Below are 22,511 nucleotides of genomic sequence, written 5' to 3'. Positions count from 1 at the left end.
TGTGTATAAGAGACAGACCCCGCCCCCCGTCCCGACTGGGGCTGGCAGCCCGGCTTTGCCGCGCTGGGCCCGGCCTTCTTCACCCACCTGCAGCCCACGCCCGTGCCCGCGCCGTACTGGGTCGCGGTGAGCCGCCCCGCGGCCCAGGCGCTGGGCCTGCCGCCCGGGTGGCTCGCCAGCGACGAAGCGCTGCAGGCGCTCAGCGGCAACCAATTGCTGGCGGGCAGCCAGCCCATGGCCACGGTCTACAGCGGCCACCAGTTCGGCCTGTGGGCCGGCCAGCTCGGCGACGGGCGCGCCATCCTGCTGGGCGAGACCGCGCAGCACCTCGAAATCCAGCTCAAGGGCGCGGGCCGCACGCCCTACTCGCGCGGCGGCGATGGCCGCGCCGTGCTGCGCTCTAGCATCCGCGAATTCCTCTGCAGCGAAGCCATGCACGCGCTGGGCATACCGACCACGCGCGCGCTCAGCGTGACCGGCTCGCCGCTGCCGGTGCAGCGCGAGACGCGCGAAACCGCGGCCGTGGTCACGCGCTTCGCGCCCAGCTTCATACGCTTCGGCCATTTCGAGCATTTCGCCGCGCGCGACCAGGTGCCTGAACTGCGCGCGCTCGCCGACCATGTGATCGCCCACTACTACCCCGCCTGCCGCAGTACCCCCAACCCCTACGCGGCGCTGCTGCAGGCCGTGAGCGAACGCACGGCCGAGCTGCTGGCCCATTGGCAGGCCGTGGGCTTTTGCCATGGGGTGATGAACACCGACAACATGAGCATCCTCGGGCTGACCATAGACTACGGCCCGTTCCAGTTCCTCGACACCTTCGACCCGGGGCACATCTGCAACCACAGCGACACGCAGGGCCGCTATGCGTTCAACCGCCAGCCCCAGGTCGCCTACTGGAACCTGTTTTGCCTGGCACAGGCGCTGATGCCGCTGATCGAAGACCAGGAAACGGCGCTCGCAGCGCTGGCCTCCTACAAGACGGTCTATGCGCTTGCGTTCCTCGCACGCATGCGCGCCAAGCTGGGCCTGGTCCATCGCCAGGACGATGCGCGGCACAGCGAAAGCGACGGTGCGCTGATCGACCAGCTGCTGGGCCTGCTGGCCGCGAACCGCGTCGATTACACGGTGTTCTGGCTGCGCCTGACCGATGCCGTGGCCTCGGGCGACTTCACGCCCGTGCGCGACCTGTTCCTCGACCGCGAAGGCTGGGATGGCTGGCTGCTGGCCTATTCCGAACGGCTGGTGCAGACCGATGCGGGCAGCGCCGCCAGCGGCATGCGCGCGCGCAATCCGCGCTACGTGCTGCGCAATCACCTCGGTGAACTCGCGATCCGCGCCGCCAGCGAAGGCGACTTCAGCGTGCTGCAGCAACTGCTGCAGGTGCTCGAACGCCCCTACGACACCCATCCCGAACACGCGCAATGGTCCGGATTTGCGCCAGAATGGGCCTCATCCATCGCCATCAGCTGTTCATCATGAGCTTTCCCATCCAGAAAACCGACGCCCAGTGGCATGCCGCGCTGCAGGAAAAAGGCGCCGAGCCGGGCGCCTACCAGATCACCCGCCACGCAGCAACCGAGCGGCCCTACAGCGGCAAATATGAGCAGCACTGGGCCGACGGCAGCTACCACTGCATCTGCTGCGGCGCCAAGCTGTTCGCGGCCAACGCCAAGTTCGACGCCGGCTGCGGCTGGCCCAGCTTTTCGCAGGCCATTCCAGGAACCATTCGCGAAATCGTCGATCACAGCCACGGTATGAGCCGTACCGAAACCGTCTGCGCACAATGCGGCGCCCATCTGGGCCATGTCTTCGAAGACGGGCCGCAGCCCACGGGCCTGCGCTACTGCATGAACTCGGCGTCCCTGGACTTTTCGCCCAGCACGTCCTGACCCCTGCGCCGCTGCAACCGCAGCGGCGTGCCCTTTTGCCCCTCTGGCCCGCAAGCCCCATGAAATTACTGATCGACTTCTTTCCCATCATCCTGTTCTTTGTCGCCTTCAAGGTCTGGGGCATCTACGCGGCCACGGCCGTGGCGATCGTCGCGACGGTGCTGCAGATCGCCTACCTGCGCCTGCGCAACGGCCGCGTCGAGCCCATGCAATGGGTCAGCCTGGGCGTGATCGTGCTGTTCGGCGGCGCCACGCTGCTGGCCGAAAGTGAAACCTTCATCAAGTGGAAGCCCACGGTGCTCTACTGGCTCATGGGCGGCGCGCTGCTTGTCGGCCAGCTGCTTTTCCGCAAGAACCTGCTGCGCTCGATCATGGGCGCGCAGCTGCAACTGCCCGACCCGGTCTGGCTCAAGCTCAACTGGGCCTGGGCCGCATTCTTCGCCGCAATGGGCGCGCTCAACCTGTGGATCGCCTTCCACTTCGATACCGACACCTGGGTCAACTTCAAGCTGTTCGGCGGCATGGGCCTGATGCTGGTGTTCGTGGTCGCCCAGGCGCTGTACCTGAGCCGCTACCTCAAGGAAGACGGCGCGCAAGCCCCTGCGCCCAAGGAACTGCCATGAGCGCGCTGCCCGCGATCAGCGCCGCGGCGATGGAAGCCGCGCTGCGCGCGCGGCTGGCGCCCACGGCGCTTGAAGTCATCGATGAAAGCGCCCTGCATGCAGGCCATGCGGGCGCCAACGACAGCGGCTTTGGCACCCATTTTCGGGTCCGCATTGCGGCCCCCGGATTTGCCGCCAAATCGCGCGTGGCACGCCATCGCCTTGTGTATGATGCGCTGCAAGACTTCATTGACCAGGGTGTTCATGCCATCGCCATTGAAGTGCTTTGACTACATGCATGCCTCGCAAGGCATGGCAACGTTGAACACTGAAACGTTTCTCATTTTTCTTTCGGAATTTCGCATGAATAAACAGTTCTTGTCCAGCCTGGTGACGGCTGCCGTTTTGGGTGGTGCTGCCCTGGGCGCTTCGGCGCAAAATCTGGCCGTTGTCAATGGCAAACCCGTTCCCAAGGAACGCGTGGAAATCCTCAAGCAGCAGATCGAGCGCTCGGGCCGGCCCATCTCCCCCGAGATCGAAGGCCAGATCAAGGAAGAAGTCATCGCCCGCGAAGTCTTCATGCAGGAAGCCAGCCGCCTGGGCCTGGAAGCGTCGCCCGAATACAAGTCGCAAATGGAGCTGGCCCGCCAGACCGTGCTGATCCGTGAACTGTTCGAAGACTTCAAGAAGAAGAACCCCGTCACCGACGCCGAGATCAAGGCCGAGTACGACAAGTTCGTCGCCGCCAACCAAGGCCAGGAATACCGCGCGAGCCACATCCTGGTGCCCACCGAAAACGAAGCCAAGGCCATCATTGCCTCGCTGAAGAAGGGCGGCAATTTCGCCGAGATCGCCAAGAAGCAGTCCAAGGACCCGGGATCGGGCGCACGCGGCGGCGATCTGGACTGGGCCAATGCCGACAGCTACGTGCCCGAGTTCACCGAAGCCATGATCAAGCTGCAAAAAGGCAGCTACACCCAGACGCCGGTCAAGAGCCAGTTTGGCTACCACGTGATCCGCCTGGACGACACGCGCCAGGCCGAACTGCCCCAGCTCGACGACGTCAAGCCCCAGGTCGCCCAGCAGCTGGAACAGCAAAAGCTGATGCAGTTCCAGGAAAGCCTGCGCGCCAAGGCCAAGGTCGAGTAAACGCGCTCAACGCCTGCGTTGAAGCACAAAAAAGCGGCCCAGGCCGCTTTTTTGTTTGCGCAGCGCGCCTCTTTCACGCCGCAGAAAGCCGCACCGGGTGCGCCTCGCGAATCGGCAGATGGATCAGCGCCGCGCCCGCGGCCAGCGCAATGTCGATGTACCAGACCCAGTCGTAGCTGCCCGTGGCCTGGAACACCTGGCCGCCGAGGAAGGCGCCAAAGAAGCCGCCGATCTGATGGGCCAGCATCAGCACGCCGAACAGCATGGCCATGTTCGCCGGCCCGAACATCTTCGCCACCAATCCCGCCGTCGGCGGCACCGTCGACAAGAACGTGACGCCCATCACGGCGGCGAAGACCAGCACCACCGCGGGCGTCTTGGGCGCGAGCACAAAGGCCAGCACGGCCAGGCCACGGATCGCATAGAGCAGCGACAGCAGGGATTTCATGCGCCAGCGCCCCACCGCCCAGCCCATGCCCAGGCTGCCCACGATATTGAACAGGCCGATCAGCGCCAATGACCAGCCGGCAATGGCTGGCGGCATGCCGCAGCTCTCTATCACTCCCGGCAGGTGGGTGGCGAGAAACGCGATATGGAAGCCGCAGACCATGAAACCCGCCGCGAGCAGGCCGTAGCTTGGCGTGGCAAGTGCACGCGCCAGCGCCTGGCGCGCCGTGAGAACGGCGGCGCCCGAAGCGCTTGCGGCAGCCGCGGCGAGTGCCCTGGAATTGCCCTTGAGCACCCATGCGGCGGGCAGCGCGAGCAGCACCAGCAGCCCCATCCACTGCATCGATGCGGCCCAGCCCAGCGAGACGGTCAGGCCCATCGCGACCGGCGCGAGCGCGAACTGCCCGAACGACCCGCCCGCGTTGACGATGCCCGTGGCCAGCCCGCGCCGGGCCGCGGGCACCATGCGGGTGCTGGCCGCCATCAGCACGGAAGGCCCCGCCATGCCGGCACCGCCCGCGGCGAGCACGCCGATGGCCAGGATGAGCCCCCAGGTGGATGTCATGAACGGCGTGATCACCGTGCCGATCGCGATCAGCACCACACCCGCGAGCAGTACGCGCGCCGTGCCGATGCGATCGGCAACGGCCCCGGCAAAGGGCTGCGTCAACCCCCACCAAAGCTGCCCGAACGCAAAGGCCAGGCTGATGTTGGCCACGCCCAGGCCCGTCGCCGTGTTCAATGGCGACAGATACAGGCCCATGGTCTGGCGCACGCCCATCGTGAGCGCAAACGTGCCTGCGGCGGCCAGCAGCACGAGCCACAGGGCGTAAGACGCTTTGGCGGACGCTGTTTCGTCCATTGGACGAGATTCGGAAATGGGTTCGACTTGCATGGGTTGCTCCGTTTTCGCATATGATTGTATATACAACTGTTGCATCTACAAATACATCACGACAGTGATGCCCGGCAATCCAACGCATTTCACAAGGAAGCAGCAATGACCCTCTCTTCTACCGTTCTGATCACCGGCGCCTCCAGCGGCATCGGAGCCACCTATGCCGAACGCTTCGCGCGCCGCGGCCACGACCTGGTGCTGGTCGCGCGCGACAAGGCACGCCTCGACGCCCTGGCAAAACGCCTGCAGGATGAAAACGGCGTGGCCGTAGCCGTGCTGCAGGCCGACCTGACCGAGTCCGCCGAACTGGCTGTGGTCGAGGCGCGCCTGCGCGATGACGCCCGCATCGGCATCCTGGTCAACAACGCCGGCATGGCCCAGTCGGGCAGCTTTGTGCAGCAGACCGGCGACAGCATCGAACGCCTGATCACGCTCAACACCACGGCGCCCGCGCGGCTGGCGGCTGCGGTCGCGCCGCGCCTTGCGCAGTCGGGCAGTGGCGCCATCGTCAACATTGGTTCGGTCGTGGGTTTTGCGCCCGAGATGGGCATGTCGCTCTACGGCGCGACCAAGGCCTTCGTGCTGTTTCTCTCGCAGGGCTTGAGCCTGGAGCTGTCGTCCAAGGGCGTCTACGTACAGGCGGTGCTGCCCGCGGCGACCCGCACCGAAATCTGGCAGCGTTCAGGCATGGATGTCAATGCACTGCCCGAAGTGATGGAGGTCGGTGAGCTGGTCGATGCAGCACTGGCCGGATTCGACCGCCGCGAGCAGGTCACGATCCCGCCCCTACATGTGGCGGCTCGCTGGGATGCGCTGGAGGGCGCGCGCCAAGGCCTGCTGTCGGACATACGGCAGGCGCACGCGGCCGAGCGCTATCGGGCGCCCGAGTGACGCGGCTGCGCAAAGATCAAGGGCGGGGGATGTCCGCCCACTTGCGCAGGCCATCGGTGCCTGCTGCGGCTCGTGCCAGCAATATGCCCGCGAGGGTCGCGTGCAGCACGGCGCGGCCCCGGCCATGCGCGCGCAGCGCACACAATACCAGGCCGAGCCCCGCGACCGCGGTGAAGCAATGCTCGTACGGAGCGCTGGGGCGCGCATCGTCATAGGCAATCATTTCGTGGACACATTCCTTGACGCTCTTTTCCATGGCAATCCTCCTTGGGCTGATGACAGAAAGCTCCAAGTTAATCGTTCACGAGCGAAAAGCAGGCCGGCGCACAGGCCGGCGCCACGTAGGCCATGCGGACAACGGGGCGCCACAGGCGCAAAGCCTACATCTTGGAGAGAGAAGCCTCGGGCACCGCCGCATATTGGACGGCGCTGGCGAAAGCCGCGCCCTCCGACTCTGGCTTCGGCGAGTGAAAGACAGGCTGGGCTGAATTGAGCGCGAACAGGATACGGTCTTCGCGCGTACCGCCCAGGCGTTGAATCACGATCGCACCATCGTCGTGAATGTAGACACGCAACTGCGGCACCCGGGGACTCTGCCAATAGCAGGGATTGCCGTCGAGACCATGCCAGTTGTTTTCCAATGACATTTTCGTGTGCAGCAAGGCGTCCAGATAGGCCTGGTCGTCGTGGTAATTGGATTCCACGGCGTGCCAGTGCGCAAGCAGGCTGTCATACGCCTGCTGCCGGGAACTGCAAGGAGCCATGCTCTCGATGCGCTTCAGGAAGGCAACGGCACGGCGCTCAAACTCGTAAAACAAGCTGACCTCCTTGATGTAAGCCGAGTTCGTCCGAGTTGGTTACGAATAGTCGTCAATATGTTAGTTCTAACAGAGCAGCCCCATGGCTGTCGAGCAACTACCGCCTAAGTTTCATAAGGTTTCATTTGAGGCTTGCTTTTTTCAGGACCCATTGCATTGTTTGTGTTGTTGAACCTGCATCTTCATCAAGCTTCAAGGAAACTCCATGCACCGCCCGCAGCCCACCGATCCACCCACACCACCGCCCGCCCCGACCGAGCAGCCCGGGGAGACGCCGATAGGCGATCCGCCGCCCAATCCGGCCACCGCACCCCCCGTGCAAGACCCGCGGCCCGAACGCGAAGCAGGCGAATCAAGGCCTGCATTCGCGGACGCGCGCGTGAGGGAGCGCTGACGGCATCCGCAGATAACGTAACAAAGATGTCTGCTGGTAAGTCAACGCCCGGTTTTACATGTCTGCGCACCTGCCCCAACAGCAGCGCCCTTGGCTCAAGCGCAATCGCCAGGCCTTGTGCGCCTGCGCAACATGCGGCGCAGCCCGTGGATATCGCCCCGCAAACCGCAGTGCCGACAATGATTTCCCGTTCTCTTTTCCGAGAATCTCTGGAACTTCAGTGTCCGAGTCGGACTCAGACAGGATTTTCCCATCCCCTGACCATCCGATAGGAGTTGCTTTCGTGCTGTCTTTGACCCGCCGTTTCTCGCATTTCATCGCCGCTGCCAGCCTGGCACTGGGCGCACTGGCACCCACCATGGCCAGCGCGGCCGCCGAATTCGTCAGTATCAAGGGTGCTTCGGTGAACGTGCGCGAAAAACCGAGCACACGCTCCGCCACCTTGTGGGAGCTGGGCCGGGGCTATCCGCTGCAGGTCACGCAGCGCCAGGGCCAATGGCTCAAGGTCCGCGATTTCGAGTCCAGCCTGGGCTGGGTGCACGCGCCGCTGACGGCCAAGACGCCGCACATGGTCATCACCGCCCGCAGCGCAAACCTGCGCTCGGGCCCGGGCCAGAACTTCAAGCGCGTCGCCAGGCTCGAACAGCACGAAGTGGTGCGCACGCTCAAGCATTCGGGCGGCTGGGCCCAGGTGCGCCGCGAAAACGGCCAGCAGGGCTGGATTTCAAAACGATTGGGCTGGGGCTGGTAAAGCCGGCGTTCAGCCACCCACAATGACTTGCGCGCGCGGCGCATAACCGTGGTTCAAAGGACCATGGCCGCTGCCGGTGCGCACATCGGCGCCCGCGGCGATCGCGCCCAGGATATAGCGGCGCGCGCGCACCACGGCTTCGGGCAGCGCGGCGCCCGAGGCCAGCTCGGCGGCGATGGCCGACGACAGCGTGCAGCCCGTGCCGTGGCCGTTGTGGGTCACGATGCGCGCCGACTCCAGCCTGTGGCTCACGCCATCGGCGTCCACCAGCAGGTCGACCACCCAGTCTCCGGGCAGATGCCCGCCCTTGAGCAGCACGGCCGGCGCACCCAGCGCCAGCAATTTGCGGGCCGCGTCGTCGAGCGCCGCGACGCCGTCTATGGGCTGCCCCAGCAGCCATCCGCCCTCGTCGAGATTCGGCGTGATCAGCTCGACCAGCGGGAACAGTTCGCGCACCAGCGCATCGGCGGTTTCGGCGGCGATCAGCCGGTCGCCGCTGGTGGCCACCATCACCGGGTCGAGCACCACATGCGGCAGCTGGTAGCGGCGAATGGCGTCGGCGACCACGCGCACGGTTTCGGGCGTGGCGAGCATGCCTATCTTGACGGCGTCGACGCCGATGTCCTGCACCACGGCATCGATCTGCGCCTTGAGGATGTCGGCCGGCACGGCATGGATGGCGCGCACGCCGCAGGTGTTTTGCGCGGTGATCGCGGCAATCGCCGTCATGCCGTAGCAGCCCAGCGCGCTGAAGGTCTTGAGGTCGGCCTGTATGCCCGCGCCGCCACCGCTGTCGGAGCCGGCAATGGAGAGCACGCGCAGGTAGCGCGCGGTGCGTTCAGAGGCAGAAGCGGGCAGGCCCGAAGGCGCCTGGGCGGATTGCGCCGGGTGAGGGATGGTCATGGGAAAATTATGGCTTATCTGGCGCCCTTCCCGCCCCAAACCAGCGGCGTCATCGCACGGGCCCGCAGCCCTGTGTCAAAGTGAAGTCCGGCGCATCGTCCTGTTCGAGCCGCAACACCGGCACGCTTTCGTCCTTGAGCATCACGCCCGTGCGTTCGCCGGCGCTCGCCGCGCGCAGCAGCCAGGCCGCGCGGCGTGCCGCTTCGGGGTAATCCTGGCCACCGGGGCGCACATTGGAAATGCAGTTGCGCTCGGCGTCGGTGCGACCGCGCCGCGGCGCCCAGGTCAGGTAGATGCCCATGCTGTCGGGCGAACTCAGGCCGGGCCGCTCGCCGATCAGCACCATCACCATGCGGGCGGCCAGCAATTCGGCGATGTCGTCGCCTATGGCCACGCGCGCCTGCTCGACCAGCACCGCGGGCGTCATGCGCCACGCGGGCTCATCGCGCTGCAACTCGGCGAGCAAGGCAGCGAGAAACGGCGCCGCGTGCCGCTCCATCGCCAGTGCCGAAAGCCCGTCGGCGACGACGATTCCCAAATCATGTTCTTCACCGCGATGCCAGGACTTGAGCGCCTGCGCCGAGGCCGCGTCGAGCTGGCGGCCCCAGTCCGGGCGCTGCAGATAGCTCGCACGGTCGGGCGCCGCGCTGTGCGCGCTCAGCGTCGGCACGCCCACAGCTTCTATGGCTTCGGCCGTGCGGCGCACGTCGAACGGACGGTGCACGGCATCGCGCGCCTGGGCATGGGCCAGCTGGAATTCAAGTTGCTGCGCGCTCGGTATGCTGATGCCGCTGCGGCCCAGCGCAATGCGCGCCGGCGTGTGACGGCGCAGAGGCTCCCAGGGGTTGGCGGTCACGACGGGATTCACGGTGTGCGCCTCCTTCACGGCAACAGATGCGCAAACGGGCCAGCGCCAGCGTCTGCCAGGCGCGCATGCGCTCCCGGAACAAAGATGCCCGCGCGCTCGAGCCAGGCCTCGAACTCGGGCGCGGGCCGCAGACCGAGCACGCGCCGCGCGTAGAGCGCGTCGTGGAAAGAGGTGCTCTGGTAGTTGAGCATGACGTCGTCCGAGCCCGGAATGCCCATCACGAACGTGCAGCCGGCAACGCCCAGCAGGGTCAGCAGCACGTCCATGTCGTTCTGGTCGGCCTGCGCATGGTTGGTGTAGCAGATGTCGCAGCCCATGGGCAGGCCGAGCAATTTGCCGCAGAAATGGTCTTCGAGCCCGGCGCGGATGATCTGCTTGCCGTCAAACAGGTACTCGGGCCCGATGAAGCCGACGACGGTGTTGACGAGCAGGGGATTGAAATGCCGCGCCACCGCATAGGCGCGCGCTTCCATGGTCTGCTGGTCGCAGCCGTGATGCGCATTGGCCGACAGCGCGCTGCCCTGCCCGGTCTCGAAGTACATCACATTGCGCCCGCGCTCGCCGCCCTCGAACACGCCGCCGCGCTGCAGCGACAATGCGGCCGTCTGCGCTTCGCCCAGCAAGGCCAGATCGATGCCGAAGCTGCGATTCGTGGCCTCGGTGCCGCCTATCGACTGGAACACCAGGTCCACCGGGGCGCCGCGCTCCATCGCCTGCAAGGTGTTGGTGACATGCGTGAGCACGCAGGACTGGGTGGGAATGCCGTACTGCTGGATCACCGCGTCGAGCATCTCGAGCAGGTGCACCACCTGGGAAACGTTGTCCGTTGCGGGGTTGATGCCTATCGTTGCATCGCCCGAGCCATACATCAGGCCGTCGAGAACGCTGGCCGCGACGCCGGCGGCCGCATCCGTCGGGTGATTGGGCTGCAGCCGCGTCGACAGCCGCCCGGGCAGGCCGATGGTGTTGCGAAAACGGGTCGTGACCTGGCACTTGCGCGCGACCTGGATCAAATCCTGGTTGCGCATCAGTTTCGATACCGCGGCCACCATCTCCGGCGTCAGGCCCGGCGCCAATGCGGCCAGGCTTGCGCTGTCGACATGGTCCGACAGCAGCCAGTCGCGAAAACCGCCGACATCCAGATTCGCGACAGGCGCGAACGCCTGGGGCTTGTGGCTGTCGATGATCAGCCGCGTGACTTCATCGGATTCATAGGGAACAATCGTTTCCTGCAGGAACTGCGCAAGTGGCACCTGCGCCAGCGCCATCTGCGCCGCTACGCGCTCTTCGGCGCAACGCGCGGCCACGCCCGCGAGCTGGTCGCCCGAGCGCTCGGGCGACGCGCGCGCGAGCAACTGCGCCAGGTCGTCAAAGACATGGCGGCGCACGCCGATGGTCTGGTGGTAAACGGGCATTGTCGGCAATCGGTTTTCAGCGGTGTGGGCCCATTCTGGCCCTCCTGGCCGGTAATGCAACTCCTGGCGAGACCGCGCGATCATTGCGCTTGTGCTGTAATTCGGCTTCAACGGACGAAACAGGGGTGTCCCACTGGCTACCGGTTGCCCGGCGCAACCGTCACTGCAGTGCGCGACTGAGAAACACCCTGGGGCATCCAACCGCAGCCTGTGCTGCCGCCCCGACACCCGATCCAGGTCATACTGGCGTGGGGAGTTTCCTGCAAAGCGTGGTCACGCCTTTTTTGTCCCTGCCGTATTGACGGGACTTATCGACGGGATTTCCCATGCCTTGCCTTCAACCTTCCTCGCGCATCGCCATTCTGGGCGCGGGTCTCATGGGCCGCCTGCTGGCCTGCACGCTCGCGCGCCAGGGCCACCAGATTGCGCTTTACGACGCCCATGGCCCACAGGCCGATGGCGCGGCCGCGCGCGTGGCCGCGGCCATGCTCGCGCCGCTGGCCGAGTCGGCCGTGACCGAGCCCGGCGTGGTGCGCATGGGCCAGCACGCGCTGGGCCGCTGGCCGCAGATCATTGCCGAACTCGACGGCCATGTGTTCTTCCAGCAGAACGGCACGCTGGTGCTCTGGCACCGCCAGGACGCGGGCGACGCCCAGCGCCTGTGCGCGCTGTTCGAGAAGAACCGCCGCATCAACGACACACTGCCCGCCTTGCAGACACTGTCGGGCCAGGACCTGCACGGCATGGAACCCGCAACCACCCACCGCTTCACGCAAGGCGTCTACCTGCAAGGCGAAGGCCAGCTCGACAACCGCCAGCTGCTGGCCGCGCTGCTTGCCACGCTGCAGCGGCTGGGAGTCGAGATGTTCTGGGATACCCCGCGCGAACTCGGCGACTTTGCGCCCGGCAACCCGGGCCAGCCCGACTGGGTGCTCGACTGCCGCGGTCTGGGCGCACGCACGGCCTGGCCCCAGTTGCGCGGCGTGCGCGGCGAAGTGGTGCGCGTGCATGCGCCCGAAGTCACGCTGCAGCGGCCCACGCGCCTGGTGCATCCGCGCTACCCGCTGTACATCGCGCCCAAGGAAGACCATCTGTTCGTGATCGGCGCAACCGAAATCGAGTCCGACGACATGTCGCCCGCCAGCGTGCGCTCCACGCTCGAGCTGCTGAGCGCGGCCTACACTGTGCACTCGGGGTTCGCCGAAGCGCGCATCGTGGAAATCGCGACCCAGTGCCGCCCTACCCTGCCCGACAACCTGCCCGCCGTGCGCCGGCGGTCCGAGCGCGTGCTCGAAGTCAACGGCCTGTACCGCCATGGCTTCATGATTTCTCCGGCCATGCTCGACGTGGTGCTGGAGCTGCTGACCACGGGCGACTCCCCATTGGCGCGCCGCTTCGACGTGCCCGTGCACCAGTGAGTGCCCCCTTGCCGCAACCTGAATAGTGCCCTCATGAACATTCTTCTGAACCAACAGCCGCTGGCCCTGGCCGAAGGCGCGAGCCTGGCCGATGCCCTGGCCCAGCAGTCGCTGCGTCCGCCCTATGCGGTCGCCGTCAACACCCAGTTCGTGCCGCGCGCGCAGTATGCGGCGCGGCCGCTGCAAGAAGGCGACCGCGTCGAAGTCGTCTCGCCCGTGACCGGCGGCTGATCTGCCCCATTTACCGAGTTTGCCAAGATGAACACCACCACCTCCGACACCACGGCCGCCGCCGACCCGCTGGTCCTGTATGGCCAGACTTTCCACAGCCGCCTGCTGCTGGGCACCTCACGCTACCCCTCGCCGGCCGTGCTCGAAGCCGCCGTCAAGCGCTCGCGCCCGGCCATGCTCACGGCCTCGCTGCGCCGCCAGGGCAGCCAGGCCGCCGAGACCGGCGCGAGCTTCTGGGAGCTGCTGCGGCGCCTGGACGTGCCCGTGCTGCCCAATACCGCGGGCTGCCTGAGCATCCAGGAGGCCGTGACCACGGCGCAGATGGCGCGCGAAGTGTTCGACACGCCCTGGATCAAGCTCGAGCTCATAGGCGACGACTACACGCTGCAGCCCGATACGCTCAACCTCGTCGAAGCCGCGTCCATCCTGATCAAGGACGGCTTCCAGGTGCTGCCCTACTGCACCGAGGACCTGGTGCTGTGCCAGCGCCTGGTCGACGTCGGCTGCCAGGCCGTGATGCCCTGGGCCGCGCCCATAGGCACGGGCCGCGGCCCGGTCAACCCCTACGCGCTGCAGACGCTGCGCGAGCGCCTGACGGTGCCTATGATCATCGACGCCGGCCTGGGCCGGCCTTCGCACGCCTGCCAGGTGATGGAATGGGGCTTTGACGGCGTGCTGCTCAACACCGCCGTGGCGCTGTCGCAGGACCCCGTGGCCATGGCCGGCGCCTTCGCCGACGCCACCCATGCGGGGCGCGCGGCCTGGCATGCGGGCGCGATGGCCGAGCAGCAGTCTGCCCAGCCGAGCACGCCCGTGCTGGGCACGCCATTCTGGCACCACGACGGCCCCTGAAGCGGGAGACGCAATGACCACCACCGACATCGACACCCTGGCCCAGTCCATCCTCGATCACCACGCAGCCGCCTTCGCGCCCGAAGGCAGCGAACGCAGCGCGCTGCCGCCCCAGCCCGTGCCGCCAGCGACGCAGACACAGCCCGCCTATCTGGCGGCGCTGCAGGCCTGCGCGCGGCTGGGTTTCATCGCGGTAGATGCCGAATGCCTGGCGCGCGCCTGGCAGGCGCAGACCGAGCGCTGCGGCCACTTCGACGCCGCGCACTGGCCCGATGACGGCCGTGACTTCGGCATGATTGCGGCCGACGCCGCCCTGCCCCCGGCCTTTGCGGCCTGCCCGCAGTCACTGGGCCTGTACGCCGTGCTGCCCGACGCGCAATGGGTGGGCCGCATGGCGCGCGCCGGCGTGCCGACGGTGCAGCTGCGCTTCAAGTCCGAAGATGCGCAGGCGATTGCCAGGGAAGTGCGCGCCGCCGTGGCCGCGGTGCAAGGTACGCCGGCGCTGCTGTTCATCAACGACCACTGGCAGGCCGCGCTCGATGCGGGCGCCTACGGCGTGCATGTGGGCCAGGAAGACCTCGACGCGCTGCCGCAGGCGGCGCTCGATGCGATCCGCGCGGCCGGCCTGCGCCTGGGAGTCAGCACCCACGGCTATGCCGAAATGCTGCGCGCCCAGGCCGTGCGGCCCAGCTATATCGCGCTGGGCGCGGTGTTCCCGACCACGCTCAAGCGCATGGCCACGGCCCCCCAGGGCGTGGCGCGGCTCGCGGCCTATGTGCGGCTGATGCGCCAGTACCCGCTGGTGGCGATTGGCGGCATCAGCGCCGCGCAGTTTCCCGAGATTCTGGCCACGGGCGCGGGCTCGATCGCCGTGGTGCGCGCCCTGGTCAATGCGCAGGATCCGCAAGCCGAAGCGCAGGCGCTGCAGGCCGCCTGGCGCTAGACGGTTCAGAGTACTCAGCTGATCCCGCTGCCCGGCTCGGCCTTGTCGTTCTTGCCATCTTCGGGCGGCGACTTGGCAATCACCCGCTCGGTGCGCGCCGCGTTCCAGGCCGAGAAGATGCTGTCGGGTGAATCATCTTCCCAGGGCGTGAGTTCGAGATTGTCGGGCAGCGACAGCTTGGGGTCGAGCGCATTGAAGCCTACGTTCTGGTCCGCGATCGACCCGACGATGGGGCGTTTCGGGAATTCCTCCAGGTCAAAGGGCAAAGGCTCGACGGCCGGCAGGTCCAGCGGCTGCCAGCGGCCGACATCGCTCAGGTCGATGTCGAGCAGCGACGACGCTGCGGGCAGGTCCGCGCCGGCAGTGTCCGATGCCAGCGGCTCGGAGCGGGCAAACGGGCCTTCGGGCACATCGAAGCGCGAGGGAATGTCGAGCGACAGCGGCGCAGGATCCAGCGCCGGGGGCAGCGGCACCAGCGCGGGCGACGACGGCGCAGGCGCCGGGGCATTGGCGCGCTCCAGCGTGGCCCAGGGTTCGTCGCCCGGCACCAGGCCTGCGGCCAGGCTGCCCGCAGCCGCGGCCGCGGTGATCGCGGCACTGGCCAGTGGCGCCTCGACAGGGGCCGCAGTGGGCGTGGTGCGCCTGCGCCCGGTCGTCTGGCCGCGTGTGCCCGCAGGCGTGGTGCGCGCCACGGCCTGCAGCAGCAGCAGATCATCGAACGCCTCCAGGTCGAACAGCACGCCGCTGTCGTAGCCCTGGTGACGGAACAGATAGCTTTCGAGCAGCTCGCCGACCTCGTCCGTGGGCCAAAGCGCCTCGATGTTCGCGAGCAATTCCGGGTAGTGCGCCAGCGAGCGGCCGCGCTGCGCGAACTGCGCCATTTCCGGCACGCTGGCCGCGAAGTGCTGCTCGAACTGCTGGCGCAGGGCGTCATATTCGGCCCTGCGGCTGAGTTGATAGAACAGCCCCAGCAATTCGAGGTAGGCCAGCGGCGACGAATCCTGGTGCTCTGCAATGTGCTTGCGCATCACCGCGATCGCCTGCTCGTACTCGCCCACCGAAGTGAAGAACTCGGCCTGCTGGCGCACGTCGAACAATTCCTCGGGCTTGACCACATCGCGGTGCCTGTGCACCGGCGCGGCAGCCGCCTCGGCTGCTGCCGAAGCGCGCACGGTGGGTGGGCCGAACTCGGTCGCGTCCCCCTCTTCCTGGGGCGCACGGAACGCCGCACCCGAGAACGTAGAAACGGAGGAGGCCCCGGGCATGGACGCGGCTGCGGCAACGCCGAAAGCGGTTTCGGCATGGCCCGCGCCTGGCATGGCCAGGCCCTGCCCATCGACGGATTGCAACCAGCCGCTGGGCGCCGACTGCGCCAGGCTGCGCAGGCGCAGCAGCAGCCAGGCCAGCACCGCGAGCATGATCGCCAGCGCAACCAGCAGCGGCAAGGTCCAGGGGCTGCCCTGCTGCTGCTCCGCCTGCAGGGCCTCGAGTTGACTGCCGATGCGCGCCAGGCTCGCGCTCTGGCTGACCTCGCGCGTCTTCAGGGACTGAATTTCGGCTTCGAGCGCCAGCACGCGCTGATCGGCGGACTCTGCCGCGACGGCGGGAGAATCGGCCGAAGCCTGCGCACCGGGCAGCGGTCCGGAAAGCAGCGCCGCAGCGGCTGCGGCTCCTGCTGCCGGCGCGGCCCAGGTCTCGAGCGGCTCCATGCGCAGGCGTGAGTCGATGCGCAGACGGGGTTCCAGGCGCAGGCCTGATTCGCCCGCTGGCACGGCAACCGCAGTCGGTGCGGGTGCTTCGGGAGGTTTGGGCGCGGGCTTGCGCGGCCGCGGCGCGGCGGGGGCCCTGGCGGCAGCCGCGCTGGTGGCACTGGCACTGGCACTGGCGCTGCTCGCAGGCTCGGCGCGGCGTGGCGCGGCGGGTGGGCGCACGCGCGCAGCCGGCGCCACGGCGGCGGGCGGCGCGGCGGCGGGCGGCGCGGGCAGCGCGCTCAGTTGCCCGATATCGAAGGGCACGGCACCGGGAGAGGCCGCTTCGGGGAGTTCTGCAAAGAAGGTGTAGCTGCGCGAGATCAGGCCCTGGCAGCCTGCCGACAGCCTGACCACGACCACCGGCTCGTCGATCACGACCGAAGCGCGCAGCCGCACCGAGGCCGGCAGGCCTGGGCGCTGCGCCAAAGGCGTGACGTTCACGCGGCTGGCGTCGATGCGCCGCTCGCCCAGCAGCACTTCGGCGCTGACGCAGGAAGAAGCAGCGTCCATGTCGGCGTCCGGTTGCAGCTGGAACACCAGATCCAATGGCGCGCCCAACACCACCTGGCCCTGGCTTTGTCCCAGAGACAGTGCTGACGCGGTCAATGACAGCGCGAACAGCCCAGCCCCTCCGAACGTGTAACAAATTTTCACAAGCAGCTCCCCCTAGAGTGAATTTTGGCATACAAGGATTGAATGCCGCATAGGGCTGCGTTTTTGTTCCATTTTTCCATTGCCCCGGGGTTTTCCCGTAGGCCGCCAGGCCCTGCATCCTGCTCGCAGACACCCATGCGACAAACAGGCGAATCTGCAGGCCCGCGGGCCCGGTCCCGCACGCGACAATCAGTCGGTCATCAGTCACGAAAAAGACAGGCCATGGACGACCCGATTCTTACTATCGAAGAACGTGAAGCGATCAATTCAGGTCGCTGGTTTACGTCTCTTTCCCCTTCACTCAGGCACGACATACTTCGATGCGCATATGTCAAACGTTACAAGGACGGCACGCTGATCTGCGCACGCGGCGAGCCCCCCGAAGAGTGGATTGCCTGCGCCAAGGGCGCGGTGCGCGTCAGTTCCACCTCGATCTCGGGCAAGCTCATCACGTTGACCTATGTGGAGCCGGGCATCTGGTTCGGCGATGTGGCGATCCTGGACGGCGACCGGCGCACGCACGATGCCTATGCGCACGGCGAGACCACCATCCTGTGCGTTTCCAAGGCCGACTTCAAGAAGATTCTCGCCACCCACGCCGAGTTCTCCGAAGCCATGCTGCGCCTGCACGCGCGGCGCATACGCCAGCTCTACGGCCTGGTGGAAGACCTCAACACCCTGCCCCTGCGCGCGCGGCTGGCCAAGCAACTGCTGCACCTGGTGCGCAGCTATGGCGTGCCCAGCCTCTCGGACGCGCAGGAAATCCGCATCGGGCTGCAACTGGCGCAGGAAGAACTGGCGCAACTGCTGGGCGCCTCGCGCCAGCGCGTGAACCAGGAACTCAAGGCCATGGAGCGCGAAGAAATCATCCGCATCGAGCCAGGCGGCCTGGTGGTGCGCGACCGGCCCACGCTGCTGCGCATCGCGGAATCCGACCACTGACGACAAGGACCTGCTGACCCATGAGCACTTTCGACCATTTCGTAGGCACCCGCCCCCTTTCGGAGCAGCACGCGTTCGATACCGCCGCGCTGTCGGACTGGCTTTCACGCAATCTCACGGGCTTCGCGGGCCCGCTGAGCGTCGAGATGTTCAAGGGCGGGCAGTCCAACCCGACCTACAAGCTGATCACTCCCGGGCAAAGCTATGTGCTGCGCGCCAAGCCCGGTCCCGTGGCCAAGCTGCTGCCCTCGGCCCATGCGATCGAGCGCGAGTTCGCGGTCATGCAAGGCCTGCAGGGCACCGACGTGCCCGTGCCGCGCATGTTCGCGCTGTGCGAGGACGAGTCGGTGATGGGCCGCGCGTTCTATGTGATGGAGTACATGGAAGGCCGCGTGCTCTGGGATCAGTCGCTGCCGGGCATGACGCCCGCCGAGCGTGGCGCCATCTACGACGAGATGAACCGCGTGATTTCCGCGCTGCACTCGGTGAAGTTCGCCGAACGCGGCCTGGCCAGCTACGGCAAGCCAGGCAATTATTTCGATCGGCAAATCGGGCGCTGGAGCAAGCAATACCTGGCCTCGGTCACGCAGCCGATTCCCGAGATGGACCAGTTGATGGCCTGGCTGCCCGCCCACATGCCGGCGAGCGCGCGCGACGAAGCCCATGTATCCATCGTGCACGGCGACTTCCGCCTCGACAACCTGATGTTCCACCCCACCGAGCCGCGCGTGATCGCCGTGCTCGACTGGGAGCTGTCGACGCTGGGCCACCCGCTGGCCGACTTCAGCTACCACTGCATGAGCTGGCATATCCCGGCCGCGCTGGGCCGCGGCATAGGCGGCATGGACATCGCGTCGCTGGGCATTCCCGACGAGGACAGCTATATCCACCGCTACTGCGAGCGCACCGGCATCACCACGCCCGAGGCCCTGCGCGCCGACTGGAACTTCTACCTGGCCTACAACATGTTCCGCATCGCTGCCATCCTGCAAGGCATTGCCAAGCGCGTCGAGGCCGGCACGGCATCGAGCGCCCAGGCCAAGGCCTCGGGCGACACCGCCCGGCCCATGGCCGAGCTCGCCTGGTCGTTTGCGCTCAAGAGCGGCGCCTGAAGCGCCCACGAAAACCACCCAGGAGAACCCATGGATTTCGAATACTCGGCCAAGACCAAGGACTTGCAGGCCCGGCTGCTGCGTTTCATGCAGGAGTACATCTACCCCGCCGAGGCCACCTATGCGGCCGAGCTCGCGGCCAATACCGCGGCGGGCAAGCGCTGGACCGCGCTGCAGACCGTCGAAAAGCTCAAGGTCCAGGCGCGCGAGGCCGGCCTGTGGAACCTGTTCCTGCCCGTCGACAGCGCCGCCGCCTCGGGCTATGAAGGCGCGGGCCTGACCAACCAGGAGTACGCGCCGCTGGCCGAAATCATGGGCCGCGTGCCCTGGGCCTCGGAAGCCTTCAACTGCTCTGCGCCCGATACCGGCAACATGGAAACCATCGCCCGCTACGGCGACGAGGCCAACAAGCAGCGCTGGCTCAAGCCGCTGCTCGAAGGCAAGATACGCTCGGCCTTCGCGATGACCGAGCCCGACGTCGCGTCCAGCGACGCGACCAACATCGCCACGCGCATCGAACGCCAGGGCGACGAGTACGTGATCAACGGCCACAAATGGTGGATTTCGGGCGCGGCCGATCCGCGCTGCGCGGTGTTCATCACCATGGGCAAGACCGACCCCGAAGCCGCCAGGCATTCGCAGCAGAGCATGGTGCTGGTGCCCGCCGACACGCCCGGCATACGCATCGTGCGCCCGCTCAACGTGCTGGGCTACGACGACGCGCCGCACGGCCATGTCGAGATGTATTTCGAGAACGTGCGCGTGCCGGTCTCGAACATCCTGCTGGGCGAAGGCCGGGGCTTCGAGATCGCCCAGGGGCGCCTGGGCCCGGGGCGCATTCACCACTGCATGCGGCTCATAGGCCTGGCCGAGCGCGCGCTCGAGCTGATGTGCAAGCGCGCCTCGTCGCGCGCCGCGTTCGGCAAGACTGTGGCCCAGCAGTCGGTGACGCAGGAGCGCATTGCCGAAGCGCGCTGCAAGATCGACATGGCCCGCCTGCTCACGCTCAAGGCCGCCTGGCTGATGGACACCGCGGGCAACAAGGTGGCGCGCACCGAGATCGCGATGATCAAGGTGGTCGCGCCCAGCATGGCCTGCCAGGTCATCGACTGGGCGATACAGGTGCATGGCGGCGGCGGCATGTGCGACGACTTCCCGCTGGCCTACGCCTACGCGACCGCGCGCACGCTGCGTTTTGCCGACGGCCCCGACGAAGTCCACCGCAACGCGCTGGCCAAGTGGGAACTGGGCAAGTACGGCAGCTACGGCCGCAACGCCGAAGCGCCGGTGACGCGCGGCGGCTGAGCGACCAGGACTCCATGCAACCCGGCCTTCGCGCCGGGTTTTTCATCGCCGGGCCGCCCCAAGATGAAAAGCGCCCCCTTTGGGGGCAGCGAGCCACACGCAGTGGGCAAGCGTGGGGGGCCATTTTCATCGCCGGGCCGCCCCAAGATGAAAAGCATCGGGGGGGCTTGGCCCCCCAGCGCGAGCCACACGCAGTGGGCAAGCGTGGGGGGCCATTTTTCATTCCCGCGCGGACACCAGCGCCCGGGCCGGGGCAAGCCCAGGCGCTAAAAATTGGCAAATCTTGCCAAAACCTCGATATTTCACTCAGGGTTTACTCTAATCTTCCGATAATCCGCACAAGGATGCGCCGGATCGCCAGTGATCGCCCGCGCCTCCCCTGCCATTTTTCTTTCCAGCCTGCGCCGCGGCCCGACCGCTACTCCCCACCTCCATGACGTTCTTTCATAACCTGAAGCTGGCCAACAAGCTGCTTGTCTCTTTTGCGGCCCTGCTGCTGCTGTCGGCCAGCGTCGGCCTGTTCGCGCTGCTGCAGCTCGACCGCGTCAACCAGACCGCGACCGACCTGACGCGCCAGTCCCTGCCCGCGGCGCGCACGCTGCAGGACATCAAATACCAGCTGCAGTACCACCGCGCGCAGATGACGCAGCACCTGCTGGCCGCCACGCCCGACGAGGCCGCCGGCTACGAGAAATCCATGCCCATTCTGTGGGACACCGTGACCAAGCAGCATGCGGCCTACGCCGCGTACGCCAGGACGCCCGAGGAGCAGCAACTGCTCACCGCGATTGGCACCGACCTGAAGAGCTATGCAGCCCATTCCGCGCAGATCCTGCAACTGTCGCGCGAACTGCAAAGCGACCAGGCGGCCTACGAGCTGCGCGGCGACTCGCTCAAAGTCACCCTTGCCATCCAGGCCAAGCTCGACGCGCTCGACAGCATCAACGCCGCGCGCACCGAAGCCACCAACGCCGCGGGCGACGAGCTTTTCGCCGCCGCGCAATGGTGGATCAGCGCACTGCTGATCGGCTCGGTGCTGCTCGGCCTGGCCCTTGCGCTGGGCATTGCGCGCGCCGTCGCGCGCCCCCTGCAGCACGCGGTCAAGCTGGCCCAGGAAGTCGCCGCCGGCAACCTCGGCAGCCGCATCGAAGTGCATTCGCGCGATGAAACCGGCCAGTTGCTGCAGGCCCTGCAGGACATGAACACCCGCCTGCAGCAGATCGTCGGCCAGGTGCGCCAGGGCACGGACTCTATCGCCACGGCCAGCAGCCAGATCGCCATGGGCAACCAGGACCTGTCGGCGCGCACCGAGCAGCAGGCGAGCTCGCTCGAGCAGACCGCGGCGTCCATGGAAGAGCTGACGTCGACCGTGAAGCAGAACGCGACCAACGCACAGCAGGCCAACGAACTGGCCAGCGCCGCCTCCCAGGTGGCCGTGCGCGGCGGCAGCGCCGTGTCCCAGGTCGTCGCGACGATGTCGGCGATCAATGCCTCGTCGCGCAAGATCGTCGACATCATCGGCGTCATTGACTCCATCGCTTTCCAGACCAATATTCTTGCGCTCAACGCCGCTGTCGAGGCCGCGCGCGCGGGCGACCAGGGCCGTGGCTTTGCCGTCGTGGCCTCCGAGGTGCGCACGCTGGCCCAGCGCTCGGCTGCGGCCGCCAAGGAGATCAAGCAGTTGATCGACGCCTCGGTCATCAAGGTCGAGGAAGGCAACGGCCAGGTCGAACAGGCCGGCAAGACCATGGACGAGATCGTCAGCAGCGTGCGCCGCGTCACCGACATCATGGGCGAGATCACCGCCGCCAGCCACGAGCAGACCACGGGCATCGAGCAGGTCAGCCAGGCCATCACGCAGATGGACCAGATGACGCAGCAGAACGCGGCCCTGGTCGAGGAAGCTGCCGCGGCCACCGACGCGCTCCAGGGCCAGGCATCGGCGCTGTCCAAGGTGGTCAGCGTGTTCGATCTGGGCCAGGGCGCGGCACTGTACGCCGCCCCTATCCAGAGCGCACCCGCGCCCAGGGCCGCCGCGCGCCAGGCACCGACTGCGGCCACGGCGGCCCGCGCAGCGGCACCGACGGCCCCCGCCCTGCGCACGGCCTCGGCACCCGCCCCTGCGGCCACACCCGCTGCGCCCAAGGCAGTGGGCAGCGAAAGCGACTGGGAAAGCTTCTGAGCCCTGCGGGGCACGGCACGCGCCCCGCACTTTTTCCACGCCAAAAGCCCCTGTCCCGGGGCTTTGCGTTGGAATGTGCGCTGTGCATGAGAA

21 protein-coding genes, 1 pseudogene and 1 riboswitch are annotated in these 22,511 nt (G+C 67.1%); of the genes and pseudogenes, 15 read left to right on the top strand and 7 right to left on the bottom strand.

Going from position 1 to position 22,511, the window contains the following annotated elements; translation table 11 throughout:
• Positions 1 to 54: 54 nt before the first annotated feature.
• From GVL12_RS15370 to GVL12_RS15350, 5 genes and pseudogenes are all read left to right on the top strand, one after another.
• Positions 55 to 1,482: pseudogene (locus GVL12_RS15370) on the top strand (YdiU family protein); the annotation flags it as partial.
• A complete protein-coding gene (msrB, locus tag GVL12_RS15365; RefSeq protein ID WP_159915538.1) occupies positions 1,479 to 1,892 on the top strand; it encodes a peptide-methionine (R)-S-oxide reductase MsrB in 414 nt (137 codons plus the stop codon). The pseudogene GVL12_RS15370 and the gene msrB, both read left to right, overlap by 4 nt.
• 59 nt (positions 1,893 to 1,951) lie before the next feature.
• Complete coding sequence (locus GVL12_RS15360) at positions 1,952 to 2,515, top strand: septation protein A (RefSeq protein WP_159915537.1); 564 nt, start codon at positions 1,952 to 1,954, stop codon at positions 2,513 to 2,515.
• On the top strand, positions 2,512 to 2,784 hold the full coding sequence (locus GVL12_RS15355; RefSeq protein ID WP_159915535.1) for a BolA family transcriptional regulator: 273 nt from the start codon (positions 2,512 to 2,514) through the stop codon (positions 2,782 to 2,784). Before GVL12_RS15360 ends, GVL12_RS15355 begins: the two co-directional genes overlap by 4 nt.
• Before the next feature lie 73 nt (positions 2,785 to 2,857).
• Complete coding sequence (locus GVL12_RS15350; protein ID WP_159915533.1) at positions 2,858 to 3,643, top strand: peptidylprolyl isomerase; 786 nt, start codon at positions 2,858 to 2,860, stop codon at positions 3,641 to 3,643.
• Positions 3,644 to 3,716: 73 nt separating this feature from the next.
• Here GVL12_RS15350 and GVL12_RS15345 read toward each other — a convergent pair whose 3' ends face one another.
• Positions 3,717 to 4,952, bottom strand: coding sequence for an MFS transporter (locus GVL12_RS15345; RefSeq protein WP_159915531.1), 1,236 nt, complete (start codon positions 4,950 to 4,952; stop codon positions 3,717 to 3,719).
• Positions 4,953 to 5,090: 138 nt separating this feature from the next.
• On the opposite strand from GVL12_RS15345, the gene GVL12_RS15340 reads away from it, so the two are divergent.
• Positions 5,091 to 5,879, top strand: a complete 789-nt coding sequence (locus tag GVL12_RS15340) for an SDR family oxidoreductase (RefSeq protein ID WP_159915529.1) — start codon at positions 5,091 to 5,093, stop codon at positions 5,877 to 5,879.
• A 16-nt stretch (positions 5,880 to 5,895) separates the two neighbouring features.
• Here GVL12_RS15340 and GVL12_RS15335 read toward each other — a convergent pair whose 3' ends face one another.
• Positions 5,896 to 6,135, bottom strand: coding sequence for a hypothetical protein (locus tag GVL12_RS15335; RefSeq protein WP_159915527.1), 240 nt, complete (start codon positions 6,133 to 6,135; stop codon positions 5,896 to 5,898).
• A 124-nt stretch (positions 6,136 to 6,259) separates the two neighbouring features.
• The gene (locus GVL12_RS15330) at positions 6,260 to 6,697 is read right to left on the bottom strand and encodes a hypothetical protein (RefSeq protein WP_159915525.1); all 438 of its coding nucleotides are present in this window, start codon (positions 6,695 to 6,697) and stop codon (positions 6,260 to 6,262) included.
• Between the two features lie 677 nt (positions 6,698 to 7,374).
• Here GVL12_RS15330 and GVL12_RS15325 point away from each other — a divergent pair.
• Complete coding sequence (locus GVL12_RS15325) at positions 7,375 to 7,842, top strand: SH3 domain-containing protein (protein WP_200843789.1); 468 nt, start codon at positions 7,375 to 7,377, stop codon at positions 7,840 to 7,842.
• A 9-nt stretch (positions 7,843 to 7,851) separates the two neighbouring features.
• On the opposite strand, the gene thiD is transcribed toward GVL12_RS15325, so the two are convergent.
• Genes thiD through GVL12_RS15310 form a run of 3 tightly spaced genes read right to left on the bottom strand, consistent with a single transcriptional unit; the run spans position 7,852 to position 11,028 of the window.
• Positions 7,852 to 8,745 (bottom strand): bifunctional hydroxymethylpyrimidine kinase/phosphomethylpyrimidine kinase, encoded by an 894-nt coding sequence (gene thiD / locus GVL12_RS15320; RefSeq protein WP_159915523.1) that lies wholly within the window; start codon positions 8,743 to 8,745, stop codon positions 7,852 to 7,854.
• Positions 8,746 to 8,794: 49 nt separating this feature from the next.
• A complete protein-coding gene (eutC, locus tag GVL12_RS15315) occupies positions 8,795 to 9,631 on the bottom strand; it encodes an ethanolamine ammonia-lyase subunit EutC (protein WP_306770601.1) in 837 nt (278 codons plus the stop codon).
• The gene (locus GVL12_RS15310; protein WP_159915519.1) at positions 9,628 to 11,028 is read right to left on the bottom strand and encodes an ethanolamine ammonia-lyase subunit EutB; all 1,401 of its coding nucleotides are present in this window, start codon (positions 11,026 to 11,028) and stop codon (positions 9,628 to 9,630) included. The genes eutC and GVL12_RS15310 overlap by 4 nt, the downstream gene beginning before the upstream one ends.
• Before the next feature lie 111 nt (positions 11,029 to 11,139).
• Positions 11,140 to 11,300: riboswitch (TPP riboswitch) on the top strand.
• Positions 11,301 to 11,354: 54 nt separating this feature from the next.
• Between GVL12_RS15310 and GVL12_RS15305 the strand changes: the two genes are divergently transcribed.
• The 4 genes from GVL12_RS15305 to GVL12_RS15290 all read left to right on the top strand — a co-directional run bounded on the left by GVL12_RS15305 (position 11,355) and on the right by GVL12_RS15290 (position 14,472).
• On the top strand, positions 11,355 to 12,446 hold the full coding sequence (locus GVL12_RS15305) for an FAD-dependent oxidoreductase (RefSeq protein WP_159915517.1): 1,092 nt from the start codon (positions 11,355 to 11,357) through the stop codon (positions 12,444 to 12,446).
• Between the two features lie 33 nt (positions 12,447 to 12,479).
• The gene (thiS, locus tag GVL12_RS15300; protein WP_159915515.1) at positions 12,480 to 12,677 is read left to right on the top strand and encodes a sulfur carrier protein ThiS; all 198 of its coding nucleotides are present in this window, start codon (positions 12,480 to 12,482) and stop codon (positions 12,675 to 12,677) included.
• A 27-nt stretch (positions 12,678 to 12,704) separates the two neighbouring features.
• Positions 12,705 to 13,529 carry a thiazole synthase gene (locus GVL12_RS15295; RefSeq protein WP_159915513.1) on the top strand — a complete coding sequence of 275 codons (825 nt, stop codon included), beginning with the start codon at positions 12,705 to 12,707 and terminating at the stop codon, positions 13,527 to 13,529.
• Between the two features lie 292 nt (positions 13,530 to 13,821).
• Complete coding sequence (locus GVL12_RS15290; RefSeq protein ID WP_200843793.1) at positions 13,822 to 14,472, top strand: thiamine phosphate synthase; 651 nt, start codon at positions 13,822 to 13,824, stop codon at positions 14,470 to 14,472.
• Positions 14,473 to 14,486: 14 nt separating this feature from the next.
• On the opposite strand, the gene GVL12_RS15285 is transcribed toward GVL12_RS15290, so the two are convergent.
• On the bottom strand, positions 14,487 to 16,877 hold the full coding sequence (locus GVL12_RS15285) for a hypothetical protein (RefSeq protein ID WP_159915509.1): 2,391 nt from the start codon (positions 16,875 to 16,877) through the stop codon (positions 14,487 to 14,489).
• 222 nt (positions 16,878 to 17,099) lie between these two features.
• Between GVL12_RS15285 and GVL12_RS15280 the strand changes: the two genes are divergently transcribed.
• The 4 genes from GVL12_RS15280 (at position 17,100) to GVL12_RS15265 (ending at position 22,418) form a co-directional block, all read left to right on the top strand.
• Complete coding sequence (locus GVL12_RS15280) at positions 17,100 to 17,819, top strand: Crp/Fnr family transcriptional regulator (protein ID WP_159915507.1); 720 nt, start codon at positions 17,100 to 17,102, stop codon at positions 17,817 to 17,819.
• A gap of 20 nt (positions 17,820 to 17,839) precedes the next feature.
• Positions 17,840 to 18,931: a phosphotransferase gene (locus tag GVL12_RS15275; protein WP_159915505.1), complete on the top strand. Its 1,092-nt coding sequence runs from the start codon at positions 17,840 to 17,842 to the stop codon at positions 18,929 to 18,931.
• Positions 18,932 to 18,961: 30 nt separating this feature from the next.
• Positions 18,962 to 20,236: an acyl-CoA dehydrogenase family protein gene (locus tag GVL12_RS15270; RefSeq protein WP_159915503.1), complete on the top strand. Its 1,275-nt coding sequence runs from the start codon at positions 18,962 to 18,964 to the stop codon at positions 20,234 to 20,236.
• Between the two features lie 433 nt (positions 20,237 to 20,669).
• Complete coding sequence (locus GVL12_RS15265) at positions 20,670 to 22,418, top strand: methyl-accepting chemotaxis protein (RefSeq protein WP_159915501.1); 1,749 nt, start codon at positions 20,670 to 20,672, stop codon at positions 22,416 to 22,418.
• The last annotated feature ends 93 nt before the right edge of the window (positions 22,419 to 22,511 follow it).

Origin of the sequence: Pantoea sp. 18069, from assembly GCF_902706035.1 — a bacterium.
Taxonomy (GTDB): domain Bacteria; phylum Pseudomonadota; class Gammaproteobacteria; order Burkholderiales; family Burkholderiaceae_C; genus Comamonas.
Note: the sequence above shows the minus strand (reverse complement) of the source record. Positions and strands in the feature narration are given on the sequence as shown.

Excerpts from the sequence above, each read along its gene's own strand:
- GVL12_RS15305 (WP_159915517.1), top strand. The coding sequence starts at position 11,355 with ATGCCTTGCCTTCAACCTTCCTCGCGCATCGCCATTCTGGGCGCGGGT.
- msrB (WP_159915538.1), top strand. The coding sequence starts at position 1,479 with ATGAGCTTTCCCATCCAGAAAACCGACGCCCAGTGGCATGCCGCGCTG.
- GVL12_RS15290 (WP_200843793.1), top strand. The coding sequence starts at position 13,822 with ATGATTGCGGCCGACGCCGCCCTGCCCCCGGCCTTTGCGGCCTGCCCG.
- thiD (WP_159915523.1), bottom strand. The coding sequence starts at position 8,745 with ATGACCATCCCTCACCCGGCGCAATCCGCCCAGGCGCCTTCGGGCCTG.
- GVL12_RS15275 (WP_159915505.1), top strand. The coding sequence starts at position 17,840 with ATGAGCACTTTCGACCATTTCGTAGGCACCCGCCCCCTTTCGGAGCAG.
- GVL12_RS15295 (WP_159915513.1), top strand. The coding sequence starts at position 12,705 with ATGAACACCACCACCTCCGACACCACGGCCGCCGCCGACCCGCTGGTC.
- GVL12_RS15360 (WP_159915537.1), top strand. The coding sequence starts at position 1,952 with ATGAAATTACTGATCGACTTCTTTCCCATCATCCTGTTCTTTGTCGCC.
- GVL12_RS15335 (WP_159915527.1), bottom strand. The coding sequence starts at position 6,135 with ATGGAAAAGAGCGTCAAGGAATGTGTCCACGAAATGATTGCCTATGAC.
- GVL12_RS15265 (WP_159915501.1), top strand. The coding sequence starts at position 20,670 with ATGACGTTCTTTCATAACCTGAAGCTGGCCAACAAGCTGCTTGTCTCT.
- GVL12_RS15270 (WP_159915503.1), top strand. The coding sequence starts at position 18,962 with ATGGATTTCGAATACTCGGCCAAGACCAAGGACTTGCAGGCCCGGCTG.
- GVL12_RS15340 (WP_159915529.1), top strand. The coding sequence starts at position 5,091 with ATGACCCTCTCTTCTACCGTTCTGATCACCGGCGCCTCCAGCGGCATC.
- GVL12_RS15345 (WP_159915531.1), bottom strand. The coding sequence starts at position 4,952 with ATGGACGAAACAGCGTCCGCCAAAGCGTCTTACGCCCTGTGGCTCGTG.
- GVL12_RS15355 (WP_159915535.1), top strand. The coding sequence starts at position 2,512 with ATGAGCGCGCTGCCCGCGATCAGCGCCGCGGCGATGGAAGCCGCGCTG.
- thiS (WP_159915515.1), top strand. The coding sequence starts at position 12,480 with ATGAACATTCTTCTGAACCAACAGCCGCTGGCCCTGGCCGAAGGCGCG.
- GVL12_RS15280 (WP_159915507.1), top strand. The coding sequence starts at position 17,100 with ATGGACGACCCGATTCTTACTATCGAAGAACGTGAAGCGATCAATTCA.
- GVL12_RS15350 (WP_159915533.1), top strand. The coding sequence starts at position 2,858 with ATGAATAAACAGTTCTTGTCCAGCCTGGTGACGGCTGCCGTTTTGGGT.
- GVL12_RS15310 (WP_159915519.1), bottom strand. The coding sequence starts at position 11,028 with ATGCCCGTTTACCACCAGACCATCGGCGTGCGCCGCCATGTCTTTGAC.